We start from the raw sequence: 22,755 nt of genomic DNA, 5'->3' as shown, positions 1-22,755 counted from the left end.
CCTCAACGCGGCAGGCATTCTGCGCTTGGAAGGAATGGGCGGCGGTTTAGGCAATTGCAGCATATCCTCAGCGATCAACTCCGCGGAGCGGACATTGGTCAAACGCCGGGACAAATATGATTTGGCGATGAGCAAATCAGGCTGATCAAGAAGCTCGCGCGCTTTGCGGCCGACCAACGATGCTTGATCAACCACGATGCCGGCGCCGCCTTCGACGACCGCCTGGGCGTTGCCAACCTCCTGGCCGGCTGCGGGTCCCACGATAATCAACGGTTTGAACAGGGCTCCGGCTTCAGTCACGGTCACGGCGCCGGGTTTAGTGACCACCATCGTGGCATCCGCCATTTTTTGAAGCATCTCATCATGGGGCACAAAACCGAAAACCGTGGCATCAAGCCTAAGTTGCTTCACCAGCTCGTTCAACTCTTGGCGTTTCTTCTCATTGCGTCCGGCTACGATTTCCAAACGCACGTTCTCAATGCCGGCGAATGAAGAAACAACTTCGTTTAATTTTCCGGCTCCGAATCCGCCCATCATAATCAAGACCGTGGGTTTATCCAGCCTGAGGTCCCGGACGGAAATATCCGCCACCGTCGGATCAACCGGAATGCCGCTGACCGCGATTTTCTGAAGGGGCACGCCGCGGCGCATCAATTCCTGAACCATACGCACGCGGCTGTTTTCAGCGGGATTGGCGCCTGTCGGGTCCTCCACCACGCCGGCCACATAGTAACGATCCGCCATGGTTTCAGTCCAAACCGTATGAGGCGTCCAGTCCGTGATGGTAACGCCGATTTTCGCGCTAATTTTCCCCTCGAATCTCAATTTCTCCAACAGATCAAGAGGCTGGTAGTGAACCGCAATCACGATATCCGGCTGTTTTTCGATCAACGCCCGGGCTAATTTTCGATAGTTCCACCGATTCATCCAATGACGAACATCGCGGATAACGGGCCAGCGCAAGATGCGATCCAGCAAGTTGTAAACAAAATCGTAAACGCGGGGAATGCGCCCCTGGCCGAAATGATAAACATCCTGAGTCAATTTCTTAAAGCGCGGGGGCATATAAGAAGTGATGTCAATGGCTTCGGCTTTAATGCCTTTTTTGGCGTAGGCGGCAGTCAGGGCTTTGGCCGCCATTTCATGGCCGGCCCCGTAAGGAGCCCAAAGAATAACGACCTTCGGCTTGCTCGGCTCACCGGCATCGGCCGGAGGCTCAATGAAACCGGCCGCCCTGAGATTCTCTTCCTCAAGGCCGTCATAAGTCGCTCCCCAGCCGCCGGTTGGAAAGCCGGAGACTGTCAGCATGTCATCGGCCACGGCCTTGGCCGAATCCACCCGGCCTAATTGCCCGCTCTTAGCGGCCATGGCTTGAAGCCGCGCCGCATCATCGACAAGCTTCTTAACCTCTGCGCCGACTAAAGAAGACTTTTTAACGAAGAGCCCGCCGCCTGCGCCCACGACCACATCGGCATTGATGGTTTCATTGGCGAATGTGGGCTCAACGAAAATCAAGGGTTTGCCAAGGGCCGTGGCTTCGGTGACGGTGATGCCGCCGGGCTTGCTCACGATCACGGCCGAATCATTCATCAACCGCAGCATTTGTTCATGCGGCACAAAACCATGAACAGTCGCTTTGAGGTTATCGGCGGTTACCAGCTCTTGAAGACGCCGCTTCATCCCTTCGTTGCGGCCGGCGACCAGATCAAGGTGAATGTCCATGCCCTTGAAGGATTTGGCAATCTCAACCATGGCGCCCGCGCCATAGCCGCCCATCATGATCAGAACCCGGCGGCTGTTTTGAGGCTGATTCCGCCGCAGGGAGGCGACGCTCGGATCAACTGGAATGCCGGTGGCAATAATTTTATGTCCGGCAACGCCAAGACTTTGCAATTTGCGGATGATCTCATCTTGAGCCTTCCTGGCCTGCCCACCGGCAAGAATCGCCTCGACGCCGCCGGCGATATAGTAACGATCCGCCCGGCCGTCGACTAAAATGCCGTGCGGGTACCAATCCGTAATAACGACGCCTAATTTGGCCTTAAGCCGCCCCTTCTCTTTAGCCTTGAAAAGGCCGTCCAACGGGATATACGTCGAGATGACGATATCCGGCTGTTTTTGGACGATATCCTTGACAAGTTTCCTGTAGCTTAAGCGATTCAACAAACGGCGAATAAAGGAAACACCGGGCCAAAGCAAGGGCCTCTCTCCCCAGCGATAAGACCGGTCCCAAGTTCGCGGCATTTTTCCTTGCAAAAAGAAAAGAAGTTTTTGCAGGAAACGCGCGTAAAAAGAGTTAGGCAAATATTGACGGGCGTCGATCACTTCAGGTTCGATGCCCTTTTGACGATAGGCTTTGGCTAAGGATTCCGCGGCCATCTCATGGCCGGCGCCGAATGAGGCATGGAGGATAATGACTTTTGGTTTAGCAACCGTCTTTTGGGTCGGCGCCGCGGCTTGAGCTTGTGACGAAGCCGGCGAAGGAGGCGCTTGGGAACCTTGACCCTGGCCAGGCTCGGATGTTCCGCCGGATGGGGGAGCCTGGGGGGTCACGGGTTTGGCGATGTCAAAACGAACATAACGCTCATAACCGGGGAATTGCTTGATCACAGCCGCTTTGGCGCGGCTTAAATATCTTTTATCCTTGAGCGTCACAACAACGACCTTTGATTCAGGGTTGAAATTAACGCCTCTAACCGAACGCCACGGTTTTTTGGGGTTCAAAAATAAATTGCTTAGATTCCGGGCGATTTCCTGAAGAGTCGGCGCTGAGTTCGGCCGCTGAACCGCGGCGACAACGACGCCCGCAGCGCCGGTCATGCCCAGGACAACTTCCTGCAAAGCGCTGTTCAGCCGTTCTCTTAACTCCGGATTTTTTTCCTGATCGAGTTGTTCCTTCAAAACCTTGGCTAATTCCTTCTTTAACGCCGGAGCCGCATTTTTGCCTAAGGCCACCACCGCTTCGATGGTTAGACTGCGGGCATGAGCGCTGGAGGAAACCAATCCGCGCTTAAGCTCAAGCAACGGATCGACGGGCCGGGTATTGCCGCGAATTCCGGAGGCCACCAATGAGAACACCAAAACAAGCAATTGCGCCCCCAAAACCGCCAGCAGCATGGGCGCCAACCCGACGGTCAATCCCACAGCCGCGGCGGTGGCCACGGCAACACCTCCGCGCAGAATAAAACGGGCGACAACCATCACCAAGCTTCTGGGAATATTCAACGCCGTGGGCTGGCGCGCCATCATGGAACTCTGCATATCGGAAAGCAGCGCCTTTAAATAACCGGTGACGCGGCCGATCACGTTCTTGGGCGCGGCATCCCGGGCTTGTAAATTTCGCTCAGTGATCATCCTCTGCTGAGGCCAAGCCAACAACTGAGGCCGCCACCAATGAACAGAGCCGTTGGTCGCGCCCCAGGCAAAATTAAACAAATGATTCCGGTACGGCCGGTATTCGATATTGTCGCGCACAACGCCCATATGCCGCATCGCGCGCAAATGCTGGTAAAACTGCTCGTTGGAAAGCTTGGGCCCGCGAATCATGAGGTACAACCACGACAAAGACTCCCAAAGAACCATCTCAGCGAACATCGCGGCAAAACCCAAAGCGCCCATGACAAGGCCGACCGGCATGACGACTCCGGCCAACGCCAACCCTTTCAACGTGGCGACGATGCCGGTGGATACGACGTTTTTCACCAGAGGCGAACGCTTGGGATCGGTCAGCTTGGGGCCCTTGTCCGCGTCGGGCGGCACCTGAACCGGTTCGGCCGGGATATTGATTTGAGATTCTTTCAAAATCGCTTCAACATGAGGCCTAAGTTCGGGGCTGGCATAAGGAAGCAAATTTTTCACCCGCCGCCAGATGGAAGGATGGGTTGAGAAAAGCTGCAAATCCTCATAAGGCGGCGGCGTAATCCAAAGATACGGCGCGCTATAAAACGTGGAGGCGATGGGGCCGATGGAGAGCTGCTGCCCGTACATCAATTTCAAAAGCCCCTTGATCATGCCGTCGGACGTTCCCGCCTGCCAAGTTGAACGAAAATCAGCAGTGCTTTCCCGATCCCGGCCGACGGCCAAATTCGTGATTGTATTGACGACCGGGCCGAACAGCGTCAACACAGTGGCCGTCACAAATCGCCACACCGACGACAAAACGCCTGCGGGAAATTCTTTGCCTCGATAACCCACGGCCACGCGATCCAAAACCCCGCCGAAAACGCTGCCCAAGGTGTTGACGGCCACGTCGCCGTCGATAATATGGGAAAGCTCATGGCCGATCACCGCTTCCAAGGCTTCGTAGCCCTCCGGTGTTTTGGGATCCATCAGTTTCAAAATACCTTGCGTAACGGTAATTTGACCGAAACGCGCGATGAGGCCGGTGGCAAAAGCGTTGGCCATCCACGGCGGCATCATGAAATTCTCTTTGTCGACGATTTTGATCTTGATTTTTTTGATCAAGGTTTGAATCTTGCGTCTTTGCAGCCGGCCATTGGCGCGCTCAAGTTCGACGCCCAAACGCTTTTCCACCATCGCGTAAACTTCGGGAGCTTCTTCCCTGGGCAGATGACGCCTCTTAGTCAGAAAATCGAGCAATTTGTTGGAAAAAAGCGCCATCGCCAGGCCAAGCCCGAGTGAAATCGCCATCCCGGTCAAAAGACCTTGAATCGGCGCCCAGGAAGCGAACCCGAACGTCACGCCGATTAAAGCGCCGCCCAATAAATTGGCCATCATGAAAATACCCGCGGCCTTAAGATTCTTGAGCCAAATTTTCGGGCGGGCGGGTTTCAGGGTGGAATCATTGACGAATCTGTTGACGCTTTTACGGCCGGGGCCTTCCTGCGCGGCAACAATTTTATCAACGCCGGTCTTTTTAAGGACTTCCCCGATTTCGCTGACATTGAAAATCGTAACGAACTGCTCCGGGTTCATACCTCTGAGCGCTTTTTTGATGGTCCGCTCACGCAGCCAGGTTTTGGCGGAAATCCCAAGAAGCTCTTCAAAACCCGCCACCAACGGCGCATACCAAGACTCAAGCGTCCCCAGGCTCTTATGCAAGGCCGCGGCCTGAACGCGTACCCGGCGCCGGGCGTCCGTCACGTAAAAACGGCCGTTAGGGACAAAAATATTGCGAAGGATAAAATTCGTTTTGCGGCCGGAGATGAGATCGTCGAACGCCCTTGGGCTGATTCTAACCGGTGTCCCCGAAGCTAACAATTGAACCGGCAAATCGCCGTTCTCGGCGATGTCTTTTTGCATGCGCTCGATAATCGCGGTATTGACGTCTTTCGTTCTGGCGCCGGCCCCCACCTCGGTTTTATCGTAGGGCAGTTTGCCTTTCTCGGCGGTGATTGCCAGCGCGTAAGGAATATATTTGGCGACGAACGCAATAGGATTAAATTGTCGGCCCACGGTCTCATAAGCCTTAATGGCCGCCTCGCTGATGGCCGCGTCAAGCCCGGCCACATGAGGCGATGAAAAAGAAGTCCCATTAATCGGACGGCCGTCCACGACCACGCCTTGCCCGTAGCTCGCTTCCGTTGGTCGCAACGTCGCCAGCGGTTTGCCTCTGGCGTCCTTAGCCGGGCCGACAGCGGAAAAGTTAGCGCGGCCGTTTCTTTTGTTTAAAGCAGCGACAGCTTTGCCGGCGCGGGAGGCCGCGGGAATGCCGATGGTGCCCTCCCCTGGCCGCCCACCGTCATTGCCTGCTGCCATGACCACCAATAAACCCTTGGCCTGCATTTTTTCAACCAGCTTAGCCAAAGGGTGATCCGCGTTATTGATTGAAGCGCCCAGGCTCATGTTCACGACCGCAAATTTGACGCCTTCAGGTAAATTTTCACCTATTTGGATAGCCCGCTCCATGGACATGGCCACCGAAGCCTCGCTGCCCGAACCGGAGCGATGATCCAAAGCCTGAAGAGCCGCCAGCTTGGCTCCCGGCGCCATGCCCTCGGGCTTGCCCCCGACCGGCTTGGCCGCCTCGATCGTAGCTACGGAAAATCCATGAGAGCCGCGGTTCTTCTGAGCGCGCTTATTAGGATCGATATAGCTTTCCTCGTAAAGGACGCGCCCATCAAAACGCGCGTCGCCCAAATCCGAATTATCATCGATGGTGATGATTAAAACGCCGTCTCCGGTAAGACCGAATTTTTCCCTCATTTCAGGCGTCCCGCTTAAAGGACCCGTATCATGCATCAGGGCCTTGACTTCTCCGGCTATGCGCGAAGACATCCCCAGCGTCCTTAATAACCGGCGCACCTGCGCCGCCCGTCCCGGCTGATCAACGCGGATAATCAACGAACCGTTTCTTGTCTCAAAGTTCGGCAAAGCCGCAATCAACAGGCCGCCCTGGCGCCTGACGAGTTCCGGGTCAAACCCCAACGTTGCGCGCACGAAATTTTGCAAGGCCAAAGCGTCATCCGCAAACAGCGCTCGATTGATTTTTGTTCCTTTGGGCGGACGCACCACAAGATCGACCGGCCCGGCGCCCTGTAAAGGCGCATCAACGTCATCGCCATCCGTTTTAAACGGCTCAATGCGCGCCACTTTGAGGATCAGCCTCGACATGGGCGTTCCTTCTAAAATGGCCAAAATCGTTATAAAGAAACGGTCGGAACCCTCCCATTCGGCGTACCTCTCTAAAAACTTCCCCACGCCTTCGCTGAACTCTTGATCCGCAAAATAAGCGTCTCTGGCGTCTTTCCCTTGCCGGGCCATCAAACCCGCCAGCGTCAAAGCCAAATCGCGCACATAAGGCTGATTGCCGGGCCGGGCGAATTTCTCGATCATGCCCAGAAGGAATTTGGGCGTCAAAACATGAGCGACTTGATTGAGCGGCGTTGAATTGGCGATTTCAGCCACCGCATGGCTGGCGTAAGCGGCCAATTCCCTTTCCCCTTCATTGTCGGCGATATCGCGCAGAACCTCGGCAAATTGAGCGTTTTGATGCCGGAACGTCCCCACCATCCAGAGGGCATTAAGCGCCGTATAGGGATCGTCTTCTTTGACGGCTTTTTTCAAAGCTTCCAGGATAACGATTCTGGCTTGACTGTTCTTATTGTCATAGACGGCTAAAACATGGGCTTTATACAGGGCATCGGTTTCACTGACATCCGAAACCTTGAGGAGGGATTGAACTTGAGACCTAACTTTGGAGTCTTTTTGGTAATAAAGGGCTTCGTAAACCGCGCGACGGACTCTTGCTTGAGGATCGCCGGCAGCCACGCGCAGCAATGCTTCGACTTCGGGCCCGGCCCGGACGGGATGATTAATGAATCCTAATACCGCATAAAGCCTGACCAGCCAATCTCGATGACCCAAAAGCTCCAACAGCTTTTGCTGAGGCGCGCCTTCGCTCGCAGGAGTCAGGCCCGTTTCCATGGCCACCAAGAAATCTTTGTAGTCCTCAAGAACGGCGCCCCGGCCCTCGATCGTTTCCTTGGCTAACTGCTCCATCAGTTTCCACGCCTGTCCAGCCTGCACAAATCCCGCATTCTGAATATCGTGGATATAGCCTAAGTCTCGCGCTGTTTTCTGGATGATATAGGCGGCGCGTTCAACGGTCAAATCCTCGTCCAGCCCGGCATCCTTCATGATTTTGCCCCAGCCATTGGCCAAGCCTTCGACGATGCCTGTTTCGGCCGGACCGGACATGGAAGTGCCGGCCATATTGACTGCTAAAGGCTTTCCATCAACCATGACTTGATTGGCGTCCATGAACGGATCAGGATCGCCCTGCGTCGAGTTGATGGATGTGATGGCGTCTTTAAACACTCGAGATTTGGGGTGCTTCCAGGCGTCACCGCCCGGCGTAAGGGCCCCCAAACCGAAATTCAACAAACCATTGACCGGATTCTTGGCATAACCGATCGAAGCAAAATGAGAAAGCCGCTGGCGTTTTTTCTTATCGATGTAAGTCGAGCCGGATTTCAAAACTTTGGGGTAACCCGAAGGATAACCGACGGAATTTTTAAGCGGGCCGGAATTGCCTTTGCTGGCCACCGGCAAGGCGCCGATGCCGCCTTGCTTCTTGGGCTTGACCAATCTGGATAAGGCTAAGGCCTCGCGAGCGTTGCCGAAACGAGCGCCGTAGCTATGATTCGACGCCACGCCGCGCGTGATGCCCAGCTCAACGGCCTTTTTATCCGCCTCGATCAAGGAAGCCAAAAAATCGCTTTCCGTGGAGTGCCGGTCGAAAACGGGAAGAACCAAGCGGCGCCCGCCGACTTCAACGACGCGCTTTCTCATCCGCTCGTGGGAAGGGAAAATTTTAACGGAAAAAACACGGGCCTTGGGCAGCACGCCCGGGAAAGGCCAAGTTTTCAGCGCCTCTTCCGCGCCGGCGGCCGCGGCGTCCCGGGTTTCGCGGTTCAACCCAACGGCCCGCGCCAAAGCGCCGGCCACGTATTTGAGCCCGGCGGCCATAATGCCCATGACATGGCTGCCGTGGCGGATGCCGTCGACCAAACCCGTGCCGCTTAAATCAACGCGACCGGCCACGCGGTCTTCGGTCAACGCCGGATGAGGAGAAAGACCGGTATCCACGGCCGTCACCAGAGCGCCCTCGCCGTAATTGGAGCCCTGCCAAAACGCGTCCAAATCCATGGCTTCGCGCAACAAAACGGCGCGCGCTTCATCCGGAAAAACAGGAGGCTCGCCCGAGTCATCCCCGGTCTCGGCGTCACGCCACTCGCGGCCGTCGAACACGTGCAAATTGCGGACATTGACCGCTTCAACGGCGCCGTTTTTGCCGAGCAATTTTTGAGCCGCTTTGGTCATGGAACGGGGCACTAAAATATCGAACCATTGATCGCCGACGTCTTTTTTCGCGAAAGCATATTTGATTTTTCCGCCGACGGCGTCCAAATCGTTAAGAGATAGGCCCATGTCGGAAGCCATTTGCCTGAGCCTCTCTTGAACCGTCTCATCCCAAATCACCCGTTCCCCGTCCGTTCCCTGAACCATGCTAAAGGGCTGAGTCACGGTTTCGGCGATTTCTCCTTGCTTGGGAACCCAGCGAATCGTCACCATGGGTTCGTTATGTTCCATATCCCCGGAACCATCGGACGGCGGCTCGGATGGAGGCTCGTCCCCCGCGTCGCTTATGGACGCAAAATCATCGGCGATTGATGCAGACTTGGCTCCGGGAGGCAGGGCAGCCTCTCGCGAACGGCTCAAACGCCGGCCCAAAACAAATCCTCCTGCCGCTCCAAGAACGCCCAAATAAACAATCGCAATGCCTCCCGCAACCCCAAATAACATGGTCAGGCCTATACCGAGAGCCGCACCCAAGGCTCCGCCGCCCAAGAAACCCAAAACTTCAACGCTGACAAAGCCTGCTTGGCCGGACATTCGCTTTTGACCGCTTTTGGCCGCCTGCTGAGGATTTGCCGCTGATTGCCGGTCCGCGTTCTTTGAGGCATCGGCCTTGCGCGTCCAGGCAAGTCCTTGAATTGCTTCTCCCCGGAGTCGCGGTAAAATCCAATGCCAAATCGTCATGGCCGCGGCGATCAGACCGCCCATCGCCAAGGTGGGCCAAAGGTTGGCCGCCTGGCTCAATAAATAAACAAGAGCGACGACTATCGGCACGACGGCGAACCGCTGCCACCCTTTTTTCTCTTTATTCATCAAGTTTTCCGCCGTGGCTTTAGCGCCCAAAACCTTGGCTCCCACCAGCCCACCGATCAACTGGCCCAAAACAAAAGAAATTAAAGGATCGGCGGTTTTTTCAATGCCCGGAAACACCGCCAACGCCGCTTCAATGGGCAAACCGGAAACGATCATGCCAATGAGCATGGTCATGAAATAAAACATGCGGTTCGAGAAATACTTGCGCGAGGCGCCCAATTCCGCCGCCCACTTTTTCAAAGCGCCATTATGCGGGTCCTTGAGATCATGGACCTTATTGGCCAGAACCCGGTAAAACGCGTACGGCCGGTTCATGAGTTCGGGACGCATGAAAATGGCGTCCTGGTTTTGATCCGCCAAAGCGAATTTCCACATTTTCCACCGGCTGGTGAAATAGGGCCTTATTCTCGACCGCAATTGAGAATCGATGCCGCCCAATTTGCGGATATGCTCCAACGCTCGAATTTCAGCCTGACGAAATTCCTCAGGTTGCTCATGAATCACATCTTTCATGCGGCCGATTTCTTTCTCCAGCCGCTGGGGCATGACCACCAACTGTTTAAAACTGCCGAAAAAGCCATGGCCAACGCTTTCCAATTGAGCCAAAATTCGGACCGCGCTTTTTGCGTAAAGCGGATGGCTGATGATGGCGCTCAACACATGCTCGGCTTCACCGGGAGTCATCTGAGCGACCAGCGTAGCCGCGCGTTTTGAATCCACGCTGCCTAAGACAACCAGAACCGGCGCCCAGTGAAGACTGCTGATGTAATCATTCCCGGCATTGGCCTTCATCCTGGCCAGGATATTATCGATACCTTCTTTTTTGACAAGCTCCCTGACCATCTCAACGTCCAGGAACAACTCAAATTCCCGTGCTTTTTGCGTTTTAGCTTCATCGGTCAGCGGCCGGCCCATTTGCGGCAACAAAAATTGGAAGAAAATAACGAACACATCGGATAAAAGCCCGATACCGGCCACGCCGCCGACGATCAATCCGGCCAAGGTCACTAGATTACCGAAAATCACATTCGACGCTACGGCCTGAATTCCCAAGAAGGCCAAAAAACCGCCCATAAGAACCCATTTAACGTTGTAGAAAACGGAACGATTAGGACCGTTGGGTTGAGCAGGGGCAGGGGCCTCACCGGTGGATGCGGAAGGCGGCGCCGGTGGATTCTTGCGGTTCTTTTCAATAATCTCCCGTGCCAGCCAAGCGACCATCTGGGCTTCCCAGAAACGCAGGCTGACCTGGCGCATATTCTCCATATTGCCGGCTTGCGCCTCCTCGGCAATCCCTTTCCAGTCGATGGGATCGAGCAGGTCCCGCTCCATCAACGCGTACATTTGTGAGATAATTTTCTTGAGGCCCTCCCAGGGCACGCGCGAACGCTGTTTGAAAAGTTCCACAATATAAAGCTGCCTGAGACCGGAGGGCAATTCCCGGTTCAGCGCTTGTTTGACGAACTCCTCGGCCACATCCGCTTCATCAAGATATTGGCCCAATCCTTCGATGGCGGCTTGCGGCGCCGCCTCAAGGGCCTGCATTAGAACGGCTTTGATCGCCTGATTTTTGGGCGCCTTGCCCAATAAAATGAGATTCGCGACCAATTTATTGGGCGCAAGCTCTTGGCCCCCGGTCAATTCCTTAAGAGCGGCTTCGACGGTTGCGGCATCCTCGGCGTACGCCTTGGCGTTGGCCTTGGTCAACAGCATGAAATCGCCGATGGGCTGATCCGCATTTTCACCGTACACCTTGTCGAACAAATCCCTGCTGGTTTTATCCGAAAGATACGCGCCCAAACGCTCGGTCATCTGCATCACTTCCATGGGTCCCGCTTGCTGCATTAAAGAGGCCAGAGCTTCCCACAGGCCGGCGCCCTGGCTCTCGAGAGCCGCCGCAAAAATCTTGTACATGGCCCGTTTCGCCCTGAGAGAAATGTGCTTTGAGTCCAAAGCCGGAGCCAAGCGGGCCAACAGCACCGCCTGCTGAAGAGCCAACTGTTGATTAAGTTGAGCCAATTGCGCCGCCAGCTTATCTCTGGCCGACTCCAAAGCGGCCTTTCTCTGGGCGTCATCTAACTTGGCGATCTGCTCTTCAGCCATGCGAATTCTTGTGACGATGCCCATCTGCACCATGGACGCTTGGCTGGCCATCTGCACCAAAAGATTAAGCGACAATGCGGCGACATTCTCATTCGTCACTGCGTCTTTCAAAAGTTCCATTTCTTTAGAAGGCGGCTGGCCGTTGCGCAAAGCAGCCTCAGCCCTGGCCGCCCGCTTCTCAACCCAGGATTTCATGGACGGATGATCGGCCCAATAACCCGCGAGCTTCGAACGCATTAAATCGCCGAGGGTGATCGAGTCGTTTTCGCTGATCGCCACGCGCAAAGGCTCCTCGCGCATGTCTTCTTGTTCGGCCAAACCCCATAAAACGCCGCGCAAGCCGGGGTAAGCGGACAAAAAGTCCGGCGTCATCATGCTTAAGAGCTTGGCCGTCCCCTGATATGAATCCTCGCGCATCAAACTTTGAATATAAGACCTCACCTCGCTGGCCCAGACCCCGTCCGCGCCGTCTTCGATCTCTAAGAAATTGGCGATGCCCGCCAATGAATACGGGAAATCCGCCGCCAACAAATTAGCCAGAGCTCCATGCGCCCCGACTCCGGTTTCCCGGCGGGCCTTTTCCATGATTTCCCTCATGCGGGCGGTTTCCGGGCGCCTGACTTGGCCCGCCACCCTTAACAGGTCTTTGCGGGATATTTCGCCTCGTTGAAGCCGCCAACTCTCGTTGACTTCCTTTTGATAGCGGCCCATCAAATTGCGGATATCTTTGATTCGATGCCTGATCTCCGTTTGTTCGCGCTCATGTTTGGCGATATTCTGACGGGCTTCTTCCTGGGCTTGCAGATCGTTGCGATCAACAGCCAATTTGAGCAGGTCTTTCTGATACCCGATAACCTTGGCCACGGTTTCCAAATCCTTCTCCATGCGTTGTCGCGCGGCCTTGAGCTTGATCAACACCTGCTCGGCCCGAGCCAGCCCGAAATGATAAGGAAGATGCCATTCTTCGTAAGGCCTGGCCGCGTCTTCGGTAAAGAGAATAAATTCTTCCGGTTTCGCAAATTTTTTCTTCAAGGCCAGCATCTTTTTGGCGATTTCGTACATGTAGCGATCCACAAGATTCTGCGTGGGGAGATTCGTGTTCTTCAAAAGATCTTCCGCGATTTCCCCCATCACCCAGAAAGCCTGGCCTTCGTATTCCAAGGAATAGGGGATATCTTTGAAAGCCCGGTACATATGATCGATCTCGTGGGCGACGATCAGGACCTTGTAGGCGGTAAACACATCCCTGAATTCAATGCCCACCACAATTTCAAAAGTCTCCGGGCTGAAATAGGCCAACACGCCCGGCGGCGTCAAGCCGTAGCGATAGCGCAAACCGCCGGGCAGCTTTTCCGCGGCGCGCAGAGCGTCCAAAACTTGGGGCGCCCGCTTGGCGATCAAAGGCGAGGTTTTCAAAAACATCAGGTCTTCTCTGGCTTTGGCTTCGGACTTTTCATGCTCCTCAAGCATGCGCCCGAAAATCCTGCGAAGCGGCCCCTCATCTCCTTGGGCATAGGCCGTCCACGCCTGGTGCATTTCCGATGACGGCTGCGGCAATTGCGCCATTTGAGCGAGCCGCGCCTTGACCAAACTCCTGAATTCACCGGGCAAAATCCCTTGGCTGGCGGCCGGATCATGATGCAAGGTTCGCTCGGCAGCCTCCATGCGCATTATTTCTTCTTCGAAACTGATTTGGTCTTTGGCGTGAGCGGGCGCCTGGATATGGCCGGTCTTTGCCAAAATTTCTGCGGGTTGTCCGACCAATGTTTTTAAATCGACCGGCCGGCGGCGGCCGGCGGCCGGCGTCATCGCCGGAGCCTGCGATCGAACCGGGGCGACGGGCGAAGTTTCCGCCTTAACAACCGGCGCGGCTTGAGCCGCTTGCATGGCCTCAAGAGCCTGGCCGTCGACCACAAAATACTTGTTGCCGCCTTGATTGCCCTCCCGGTAAACAAGCAGCTCGCCGCGCAAAATTTGCGCCTGGGCTCTCTCCAAATCAGTTCTGTTATTAAGCTCAAGGTCGTCTTTCTGCAGCGGGAAAACAACCGAACCGCTCGCTAAACGCAGCAAAAGAATGCGCCGCTTGCCTTGCTCATAAAGCTCCTCAATAACCTGGGCCCCTTCCTTGGCCGGAAGTTGCTGATCGAGGTGCGAAAACCCCGCCGGTGAAAGAATCGTTCCCTGATCGCCGTCTTTAATCGTTCCCGGAGCCATCAGCGGCAGGAAAGCGAGCTTGCCGGCGATCAAAAATACGGCCAGAGTGGTGAACACATCGCCCAACAGCGGCAAGCCGAATTGAGCAAAAATACCTAAGCCGACTAAACTCATGGCAGCCCATAACGCTCCTCTGCCGCCGTCGCTTTTAAAAACATTCGGCCAGAACTCTCGCGCGGCGTTAAAACCATCCGAACGCCGAGTGAACAAAGCCCAAGGCATCAAATTAACCAACCCCATCAATAAATTAGCGACCGACAAATAAAAGAAAAAGGGATGAGCCAGAATGAGCGGGAATAGAAGGGCGCCGACAAATAAATTGCCCAAAGGGCCGGATAAAATGACTTTAAGAGCTGCGCCCCGGCCGGAATTGGCCCGGACAACGCCCAGCTTAACTGGAGCCTCTTTAATCAGCAGAAAGCCGGCCAGGAGCATCATCATGCCTAAGGTGGACCCCATCCAAGCGCCGACGGCGATTGGGATTAAGGAAACGACCGGGAAATGCGCCAATGGGTTAAGGCTCATGCGGCCTTGCTCTTTTGCCGTCAAGTCCCCCTGGCGGCTTGCGGTCCAGGCATGCATGGCCTCATGCAAACCGGCGGCCGCCATCGCGGCGCCGGTTGCGCCTAAGAGTTGGAGCATGGGATCGCCATGGGAAGCCGCGAGGAAACTTCCGATGAGGAAGGCGGCGGGCATCACAACGTTGCTGAAAACTCGCTTGGCGAAATTAAGGGCGGGATTGCGGACAACAGGGGCGGGTTTGACGGGCTGATCGCCGTTAAGCGAAGGCGGGGCCCTCACATCGACGTTTTCCACGGCAGACACGGCAGAAACTCCTGCCGCCGCCGGCGCAGCCGCCGATTGTTCAAGGCCGACGGCATTAACCGGCCGCGGGTCAAGCAAGACCGGTTCGACATCGCCGCTGCCGTCTTGCTTTTTAACATCGACAAGGCCGACCATTCCTTCCAAAATGTCGCGGATATCCTGCTCGGTCGCCACGCCGCGGCTGACCGGGCCCAAACGCGTCAACTCCTCGCCGCTTTGCATGCGGGTTTTGAGCAGGGTTACCGCATCTCGAATCTTATAGGTAAACGCGAACAGCTGCTCGGCCTGTTCGCCCGGCGTTGTCGTGCCGTCGGGAAGGGAATTCAAATACTCCCAAATCTCCTGGCGATGGCTGATCATGGCTTGGGCCAGACGCCGGTCGCCGTCCGTTGAGGCCTTGGCCGGATCCGTTCTCATCATCCATTCGATATTCCAGCCCGTCAACGCGCTCTTGGAAAAATTAGCGCTGCCGAAAACATCAACGTTCTGAGACTTAAGGTAGGCGTACTTGATATGCATGATGTTCTTTTCGGCAAACCCGTTGAGGATTTTGACCTCGGCGCCGGCGTCCTTAAGGCGCCGGTACTCGGAATAACGATTGGCGGCCTGCTGACCGTCCATAATAATCTCGACCGGAACGCCTTCGCTCACCGCTTGAATCAATAAATTGGCGAAGGCGCGCGAGCTGATGAGAAAAGCCAGCACGCGGATGCCGGTTTTCTGGGCGCGCTCTTTCTTGGACAAACCCCTGGCCGCCTGGATTTCATTGACGATATAACGCTCCAATTCTTTGCCGATTTCATCGCCGATCATCTGTTTATAGGGGCCTTCTTCCCAACTCTTGGCAGGCGGTTCGATCGTTTTATCGGCGACAACCGCCTGAGATTCGGCTGCGGCGATTGCGGCTTTATCGTGTTTTCTGCTCCAAGCTTGGGCATCTTCGCCTGCGCCTTCACCTCCGGTATTGCCGCCGTTGGCAACAGGCATGAAGAACCAGGACCGCAAGCCCCGTCCGATCCACGAAAAGAGCCCGCTTAGCCCCAATATCCGGAAGAGCTTGCCCAAAAATCCGCTGACAGGATCAGCGGGAACGGCCAACAGCGAATCCCCGCGCCCGCCGCCCGAGTAATCGTCGAAACCGCGCCCGCCTGAGGAGCCTTCGCCGCCGCGCTTGGGATTGCCCAATGCATCCAAATCCGCGACGCCCTCGGGATCAGGACGGGTGGAGCCATCCTTCTCATAGGTTTCCAGCTTAGAATCATCGCCTTCGGCAGGCTGCCCGCCCTTTTTAGATTTGCCTTTAACGGTTAAGGCCATGCCCGCGAGCATCAAAGCAACTCCCAAGCCATGGCCGGAACCAGGGATCAACGCCATGGCCGCCAAAGAGCCGCCCAGCACCAGGAGAGGCAAGAGCAAGCCCAGTTTGGCGCTGCCTTTAGCCAACTTGGCCAAACGCGAAGACGCCTTGGATTTCGCGGAACCTGCCGGCTCCGGTTTCGATGACGGAGAAACGACCGGGGTCGCTGCCGAATCACCGGCGGACGACGTTTGTCCCTGTTTAACTGCCGAGCCTTTTGATCTCTTTGCCCTCAAGGCTAACGGCACCTTAAGCGTCCCCTGACGTTCGCCTAAAAGCCGGGCAAGCCGCGGCCGGCGGAAAACCGTGCCTTCTTTATCTCTGGATTCAAGAATTTCCCCTATCGGATAGGAAACTTCTTTAACCTGAGCGGTGACTGAGCGGATGCGCTCAGCGCCCCTGAGACCGTAATGCTTGGCCAAGGCCTTGAAATTTTCCACGGAAGCCCGGCTCACGGCTTCAAAGTTAGGCGCGGCAACGCCCGCGAAGCTGAAATCGCTTTGCAATTCACTGGAGATAAAACTGTAAATCTCCATGGGAAGAACCGTATAGGGCTGTCCCTGGGCATTTTCCTCAAGGACAAGGAACGAAACCTCTTCCCGGCCTTCGGTTTGGGCTTGCCAAGCCAACGACTTCAAACCTTGGTAATCGACCTCGATGGTTTCGATGCTCTCCGGCTTTACGCGGCTCCGAGAAGCCTGGAGTCCCCATCCTTCAAGAGACCGTTTCAAGTCAGCAGTCCGATTCTCGGGCAACGCCAATAAAAGCTCGTGCTTATCGTTGTAACCCAGGACCTGGGCTTCATTGGCCTCAATAACGGTTTTTTCAAAATGGCTGTCTCGCTGCGGCGTTGGGATATACTGGGCGTTTCTGACCGCCACAACAACGCGAAGCTCGTCATTGCGAAGCGCCTCTTGCGCTGAAGCAATCTCATGAACAGAAGAATCATCCGCCGTCACCTTTTGACCGTCGACTTCAACGGCCGCTTGCTTGACTTTTTCTCTGAGCTCAGCCGCCAAATTCTTGGCCTTTTGGTCCTTATCATGACGAAAAGCCTTGAACACGCTGCCCGCAGCGCCCACGGCGCCCAACACAGGCAAAGTCCAAGCGCCGAACATGCCGGCGACCGGCAGAGCCGGGATTAAACTGCCCAACAGAAGCGGGGTGGCCACGGACAGCCCGGCGCCCAAGGCAACGGGGATTCCCCAACCTAAAACTTTTTGACCGGCGGTTCCCTTCGTCCGCCAATCGGAGAGCGTGTTCTTAATCTGATTGACTCTATTGGACGCTTTAACGATGACGGATTCGGTGACCCGGACTTCCAACCTGGGCAAAATCACTTCCTCGGCCAAACGAAGCCCCAGGGCATAAGACTCTACAAGCGTCTGCGCGCGGGCGAATGATGTCGGCGCCGTGCCATCCGGCAGCTTATTTTCTTTGACGGCCCGCTCCACGGCTTCAATTTGAGCCAAACTGTTTTCAAGAGCGGCTTTAACCTCGCCGCTCTTGGCGCGCCGCAAAGCCCGCTTGATAACCGGTTTAGAAAGCCGCGCCATTTGCCGGGTGACTTGATTGATAATCTGAGCCGGCGACTCGTAAACGCCTTCTTTAATCCCCAATTCGCCCAACGAGCGGCCCCGGTTCAATGCTTGCTCATAAACTTTTTCAAGGCGTGGCAATTCCCTGGCTGCGCGGCGCCTGGCTAAAAGATTGGAGAGGCCTTGGGACGCTTTAATCTCCTGCGCTCTGATCATGGCCTCCTGCAGAGGGCGAATCATCATCTGGGCATGGATATTCTGATGGTATTGATTGATGGCATCCATTGATTTGGACCTGGCTAAATCAATGTAAGAGGCCAGCTCCACCCGTTCTTGCGGGAGAAGAGACGCCACGCCCCGCTCTTTAGCCTTTTGCAGCAGGCTTAATGCTTGAGAAACTTGCGCCCTTCCTGAACTACCCTCCTCGGCCAAACGATTCAAATTCTCAAGTTTCTTTCCCAATTCCGCGACCAAGGGGCCTTCTTTCAGGAAAGAAGCCAAACGGCCGCCCACGCTTAGAGCGGAAGTCTCGCTGAAGTAAAGATGCCCGAAGGATTCCGTGTTCGGGCGCCGGGCGCCACGGCCCAACATCTGCTCGATTTCAACCGCATTCAAAAAATCCACCAAGCCATGCGTATCCACATTGCCTTTCCAGTCAACGCCTTCGATGGAACGCTTGGTGTAGTCGATGACCAGGGCTTTTTCCTCGGCCGCGCGATGAGCGATGTCTAAAAGCCCGTTGCGAGCCGCCGTGTGCCCTTCCGGAGTATGCGCATTGATCTCGTAAACTGTTTTCCCTTCTTTCCTGGCCGTCTCAGCCAAAATCCGGCCGTACTCGCCGGAAACATCCACAACCAAGGCCGCGCCGCGTTTAAGCGAATTCCTGACTTGCCCCCAAATTTGCGCGACGCCTTCTCCGGGCGTCCCTTCGATGCGGATGCTCGCAGGCGCATGTCGCGTGCCTAAGCCGGGCGCGCCCGGCAAATCAACTAATCTGGTCCCGATTTGAGCCGACACCATTTCAGCCACGGCTTGCAGGGACCCGGACATCGCGGAGATGGTGGCGTCCCTGGGCAAATCAGCGAACGATTCAGGCAACGTCGATGAACTTTGCGTCCTGCGGGTGCTTATTTTGCCCCGAATTTGATCAGCCGTAAAATTTTCAAGCAGATAAGCCGCGGCCTCGTAATAAGGATCCTGGAAGCGGGTTTCAAGAGGCTGGGCCGCGCCCGCCGGGTCCGTGGTGTGAATCATGCCCTGGGCATCGGGTTTGGACCAGGGCTGCCTGGCGTTTCTTTTCTCCCAAATGGCCCTGCCCACGGATTCAACGCGATCTGCGCGGAATTTGCGCCCCAGAAGCCGCTGAATCCACCCGGTCCACGTGCCTTGGCCGGTTAATGCCCTGACCGCGGCTTGGTTTAAAGCCGGACGGCCGTCCAAAGAAACCTCCCAGGAAACAGCCGGGGTTTTTACGGCGTCAAGCTGATCGCGCGCCACTTCAGGCAAGGCCTCGAGCGCCTGCCTGATGCGCGAGGCTCGCTCAATTTTTCTAAATGGGAACAGCTTGTCCGCAGCCTGAGCGATGACGTAAATCACGCGGGAATTAGCCACCCATTGGGCTTCATCGGCAATCACCAATCCGATATTTTTTCTGGCGGCGCGCAGCTGAGGATTAAAGAGCGACGCGGTTTTTAAATGACCCCAGGTATTTTGGGACATGGAAACGGTCTCGCCGCGCTCCAAAGCCCCGATGATTTCAGCGTAATCCCCGCGCGCTTGGCCGCGCTCATACAGAAGATCGCCGTGCGCAGCGTTCTCGATATTACGGTAAGGCACCTCGGCGCCGGTTTTTGAAGGAACGCTGCCCGTGGTGTATTGCCCTGCTTGATCCTTGGTCTTGGAAATGATAACCACGGCCTGGCCTTGCTTGACCTTTCTAAAGGCGCGCGCCGAAACCAAAGCAGAGAGGGTTTTGCCGAAGGCCGTGGCTGCGCGCACGCCTCGGCCCAGGACCAAGTGCATGGACAGGGCCACTTGCCCCGAACCTCTGGGCGTGACCGCATGCTGCTGGGCCAACTCGCCCCAAACTTCCTGAGCGGCGCGGGCCAACGACGCCTCTTTGGGCAAATCCTTGACTGATTCAAGAATAGGGTTCGTCTCATTAATCAAATCCCGGCTGACGCGCTGCGCTTCTTGCGCCGCATTTTCAAGGTTCTGCAGGGTCTCGCCTTTGGCGCCCCGGCGCATTTGCGCCACGCCGGACCCTTGGGCCGGAGGCGCCCTGGCTAAACGCCGAGAGGCCGGTGGGGCGGAGACCACAGGCTGCGGCGACGTTGGTTGGGCCCCAACTGCCGGTTCAACAGGCGCCTTGGCGGCCGCGGTTTCCACCACCCCGGCTGCCGGTTCGCTATTGCGAACAGCGGGTTTAAAATTGCCGTACCACCAGCGGGATTGAAGATTCAGATTGCGGATGCCCGGTGCGCGGTTGACAAAAGCGTCGACGCGTTCAAGGGCCCGGCTGATGACCGTCGGGCGTCCGCGCAAACCTTCATAAGCGCCGTGGAAAATAACCGCAGCCATGGTGGCGTCCGAGATAAATTGGCCGACATGCTGGTCTCGCCACATGGAAACCATCGGGACCGTCCCGCCGCGATTTAACGCCTCATTGTCGCCGAGGCGGAAAAACTCGACGGCGTTCCTGCCGGATTCCCAAACCATGGGCGCCATCATCACGCCCGCGATGCCCAAGCGAGCGCCCCGGTCGAGCCAGACGCTTTTAGCCGCCAATGTGCGGGATAAACCCTTAAACGCCACGTTCATGGCGCTGCCGAACACCATGGCCCCGGCCACGGTACTTAACGCGGTATGAATGTAAAAATTGCGCCGCATGGAACTCGCTTCTTCGTGATCTCCGCGCGCGTCGGCTAAGGCCGCGTTTTCCAGGAATACCTGGCCCATGTTATAGGTATTGATGCGATTGATGGTATTTTGGCGGTCTTCGTCCGTGATGGGGCGCTGCCGGTCGAAAGCATCAAGCAACGTAACCGCGGCTTCATAATCGCCGCCCGCCAACTTGAAATCTTTGTTTAAGCCTTGATCGCGGTCCACCTCAACCCAGCCTTCGAAAAATTGCTCATCGCGATCCGTCATCAAAGATCGCATAAAAGATTCATCCGTGGTCCCGGCGACTCTCAAGGCCGTGCGCGAAATCAAATTGTCCCGCATCATATTGCCGCCAAGGTAGCGGGTGAACGCCGCGGTTTCGTCATCAATGATGCCGAGCCCGCCCGCGGCCGAACCCACGGCGTAAATACCCAAGCCCGCGACGGTGCCGGGCAGCTTGACCAGCTCATTGCCCACCACGCCCATGGCATGGCCGAGCGTTGATAGGAAACTTGACGACTCCTCCGCCCGTCTCTTGGCCTCTCCGGCCAATTCATCCGCTGACGCCTGGGGGAGAGGTCCGGCGTCAACCCAATCGCCTTTGGCTTGGTCCCAAACCCGCCACTGTGTCATGCCCGCTGGGCGGCTAGCTCCTGGGATGAATTGCTCGATATTGGCGAGGGTGATGCCTTGTTCAGCCAGCAGCTGCTCAAGCGGCCGGCCGTAAGGATTAATCCCTTTTGAAGTCAAATAATCGCGCACCCGCCGCGTATCCAAATGCGCTACCTGATAAACGGACATGGTCGGGTGGTTGCCCTGGCGCTGATCCGTGCCATCGATGACAACAAGGCGGGCGCGCTGCCCGTCTTCCATTTCTATAAAAGCGCGCCGGTCGCCGTCCAAAACATTCTCTTCGCCGGGCACGTAATCTTCGACCCATTTTCCGTCGGGGCCCCGCAAGCGTCTTAACCCGGCTGAGACCCGGTAATAAGGAGCCATCTCGTCACGGATACCCTCCAAGGCGGAGGCGAATTCCCGGTAATCCTCGCGCCGCTCGAACAGTTGGTTTATTCTCTGGTGGACGTAAGCGGGTTTTTGGGATTCGTCGATGGTCAAAAAACGCAGATTCCCGGCCATACTGCCCGGTTCCAGGTAACGCCCCTGTTGCGCCTCAACCACGATGCGGGCCGAATCAACGAGAAGATCGCGAATGACTTGGCCTTTTCCGGAGAGGCGCGCCCGCTCCACGGTCAAGGTCAGGGGAGTAAAACGCCGCTCGGATTGATCGTAGAACCATTCCAAAGGCATTTCCACGCATTGGTTGGTCTCCGGGTCTCGAATCGCGCAGGCGCGATCAACGCCGACCGCTCTTAACTCCTGGTCCACCCGATCGATCCGGAGGCCTTCGGCGGTTTGGTCTTCAACCAAACCTTTCAGGGCATTGTCCAGAGGGGTCAAATAATCGCGATAAGGCCGGCGATTGATCATCTCGTTCAAACGCTCGTTCAAACGATCCATGCCCATTTGCTGGACATTGGGCCGGCTATGAGATTGGGCGGCGGCCTCCATGGCCGCGTAATCGCGATTGGCTTCGAGAACTTCCCTTAAAAATTCGATGGCTTGCGGCTCATTGCGGGAGAGAGGGCCTTCCAAGGTTCTGTAGAGTTCGCGCGGCGCCTGGCTTTCCCGGCTCCAGAGCATGGCCAACAGCAATTGATACCCGCTGTCCGCCTCGCCTTGAGCCGTGATGCCCGCGGCTTCAAGACGCGCGCGAATCGCTTCCAACGTCGCCGCAGGCGGTTGAGCCGGTGCGCTGGCCGGCTGTTCTGAAGAATCAACCAGGGGAGGTTCTGACGCGACCGGGGCTGTCCCCGAGGGGGAATTGCCCCCGCGGCCCGCCGGTTCGCCTCTGTCCCTATTCGGACATGCGGGGTGCGGCACTACCGAGCAATCCACCACCGTATCGTCCACCACGATCATCTGGGCGAAAACCTGATAAAAGTCTAAACCGGGGGTGGTGATCAGGAGCGCGATAAGGATGAGGAGGGAAATTGCGGATTTGGGATTAAGAACGAAAATTTTTTCTTTCTTGATCCTGAATCCCCCCCAGCGGTAACTCTGGGTTTCAAAATCTTTTTGAAAAACGGGCGATTGGCTCCGACGGGTCGAAAACCAATGTTCGAACGAGTCTGCTCGCTTCAT

At 56.2% G+C, this 22,755-nt stretch carries 1 protein-coding gene (only partly in view); it reads right to left on the bottom strand.

The genetic code is table 11. The features are described from left to right. Positions 1-22,755, bottom strand: partial view of a DUF885 family protein gene (locus HYT79_01980; protein ID MBI2069345.1) — the start only. 30,486 nt of this gene lie to the left of the window's left edge; only the first 22,755 of its 53,241 coding nucleotides appear in the window; its start codon is at positions 22,753-22,755; its stop codon lies beyond the left edge, outside the window.

Source organism: Elusimicrobiota bacterium (genome assembly GCA_016180815.1).
Taxonomy (GTDB): Bacteria; Elusimicrobiota; Elusimicrobia; order JACQPE01; family JACQPE01; genus JACPAN01.
Note: the sequence above shows the minus strand (reverse complement) of the source record. Positions and strands in the feature narration are given on the sequence as shown.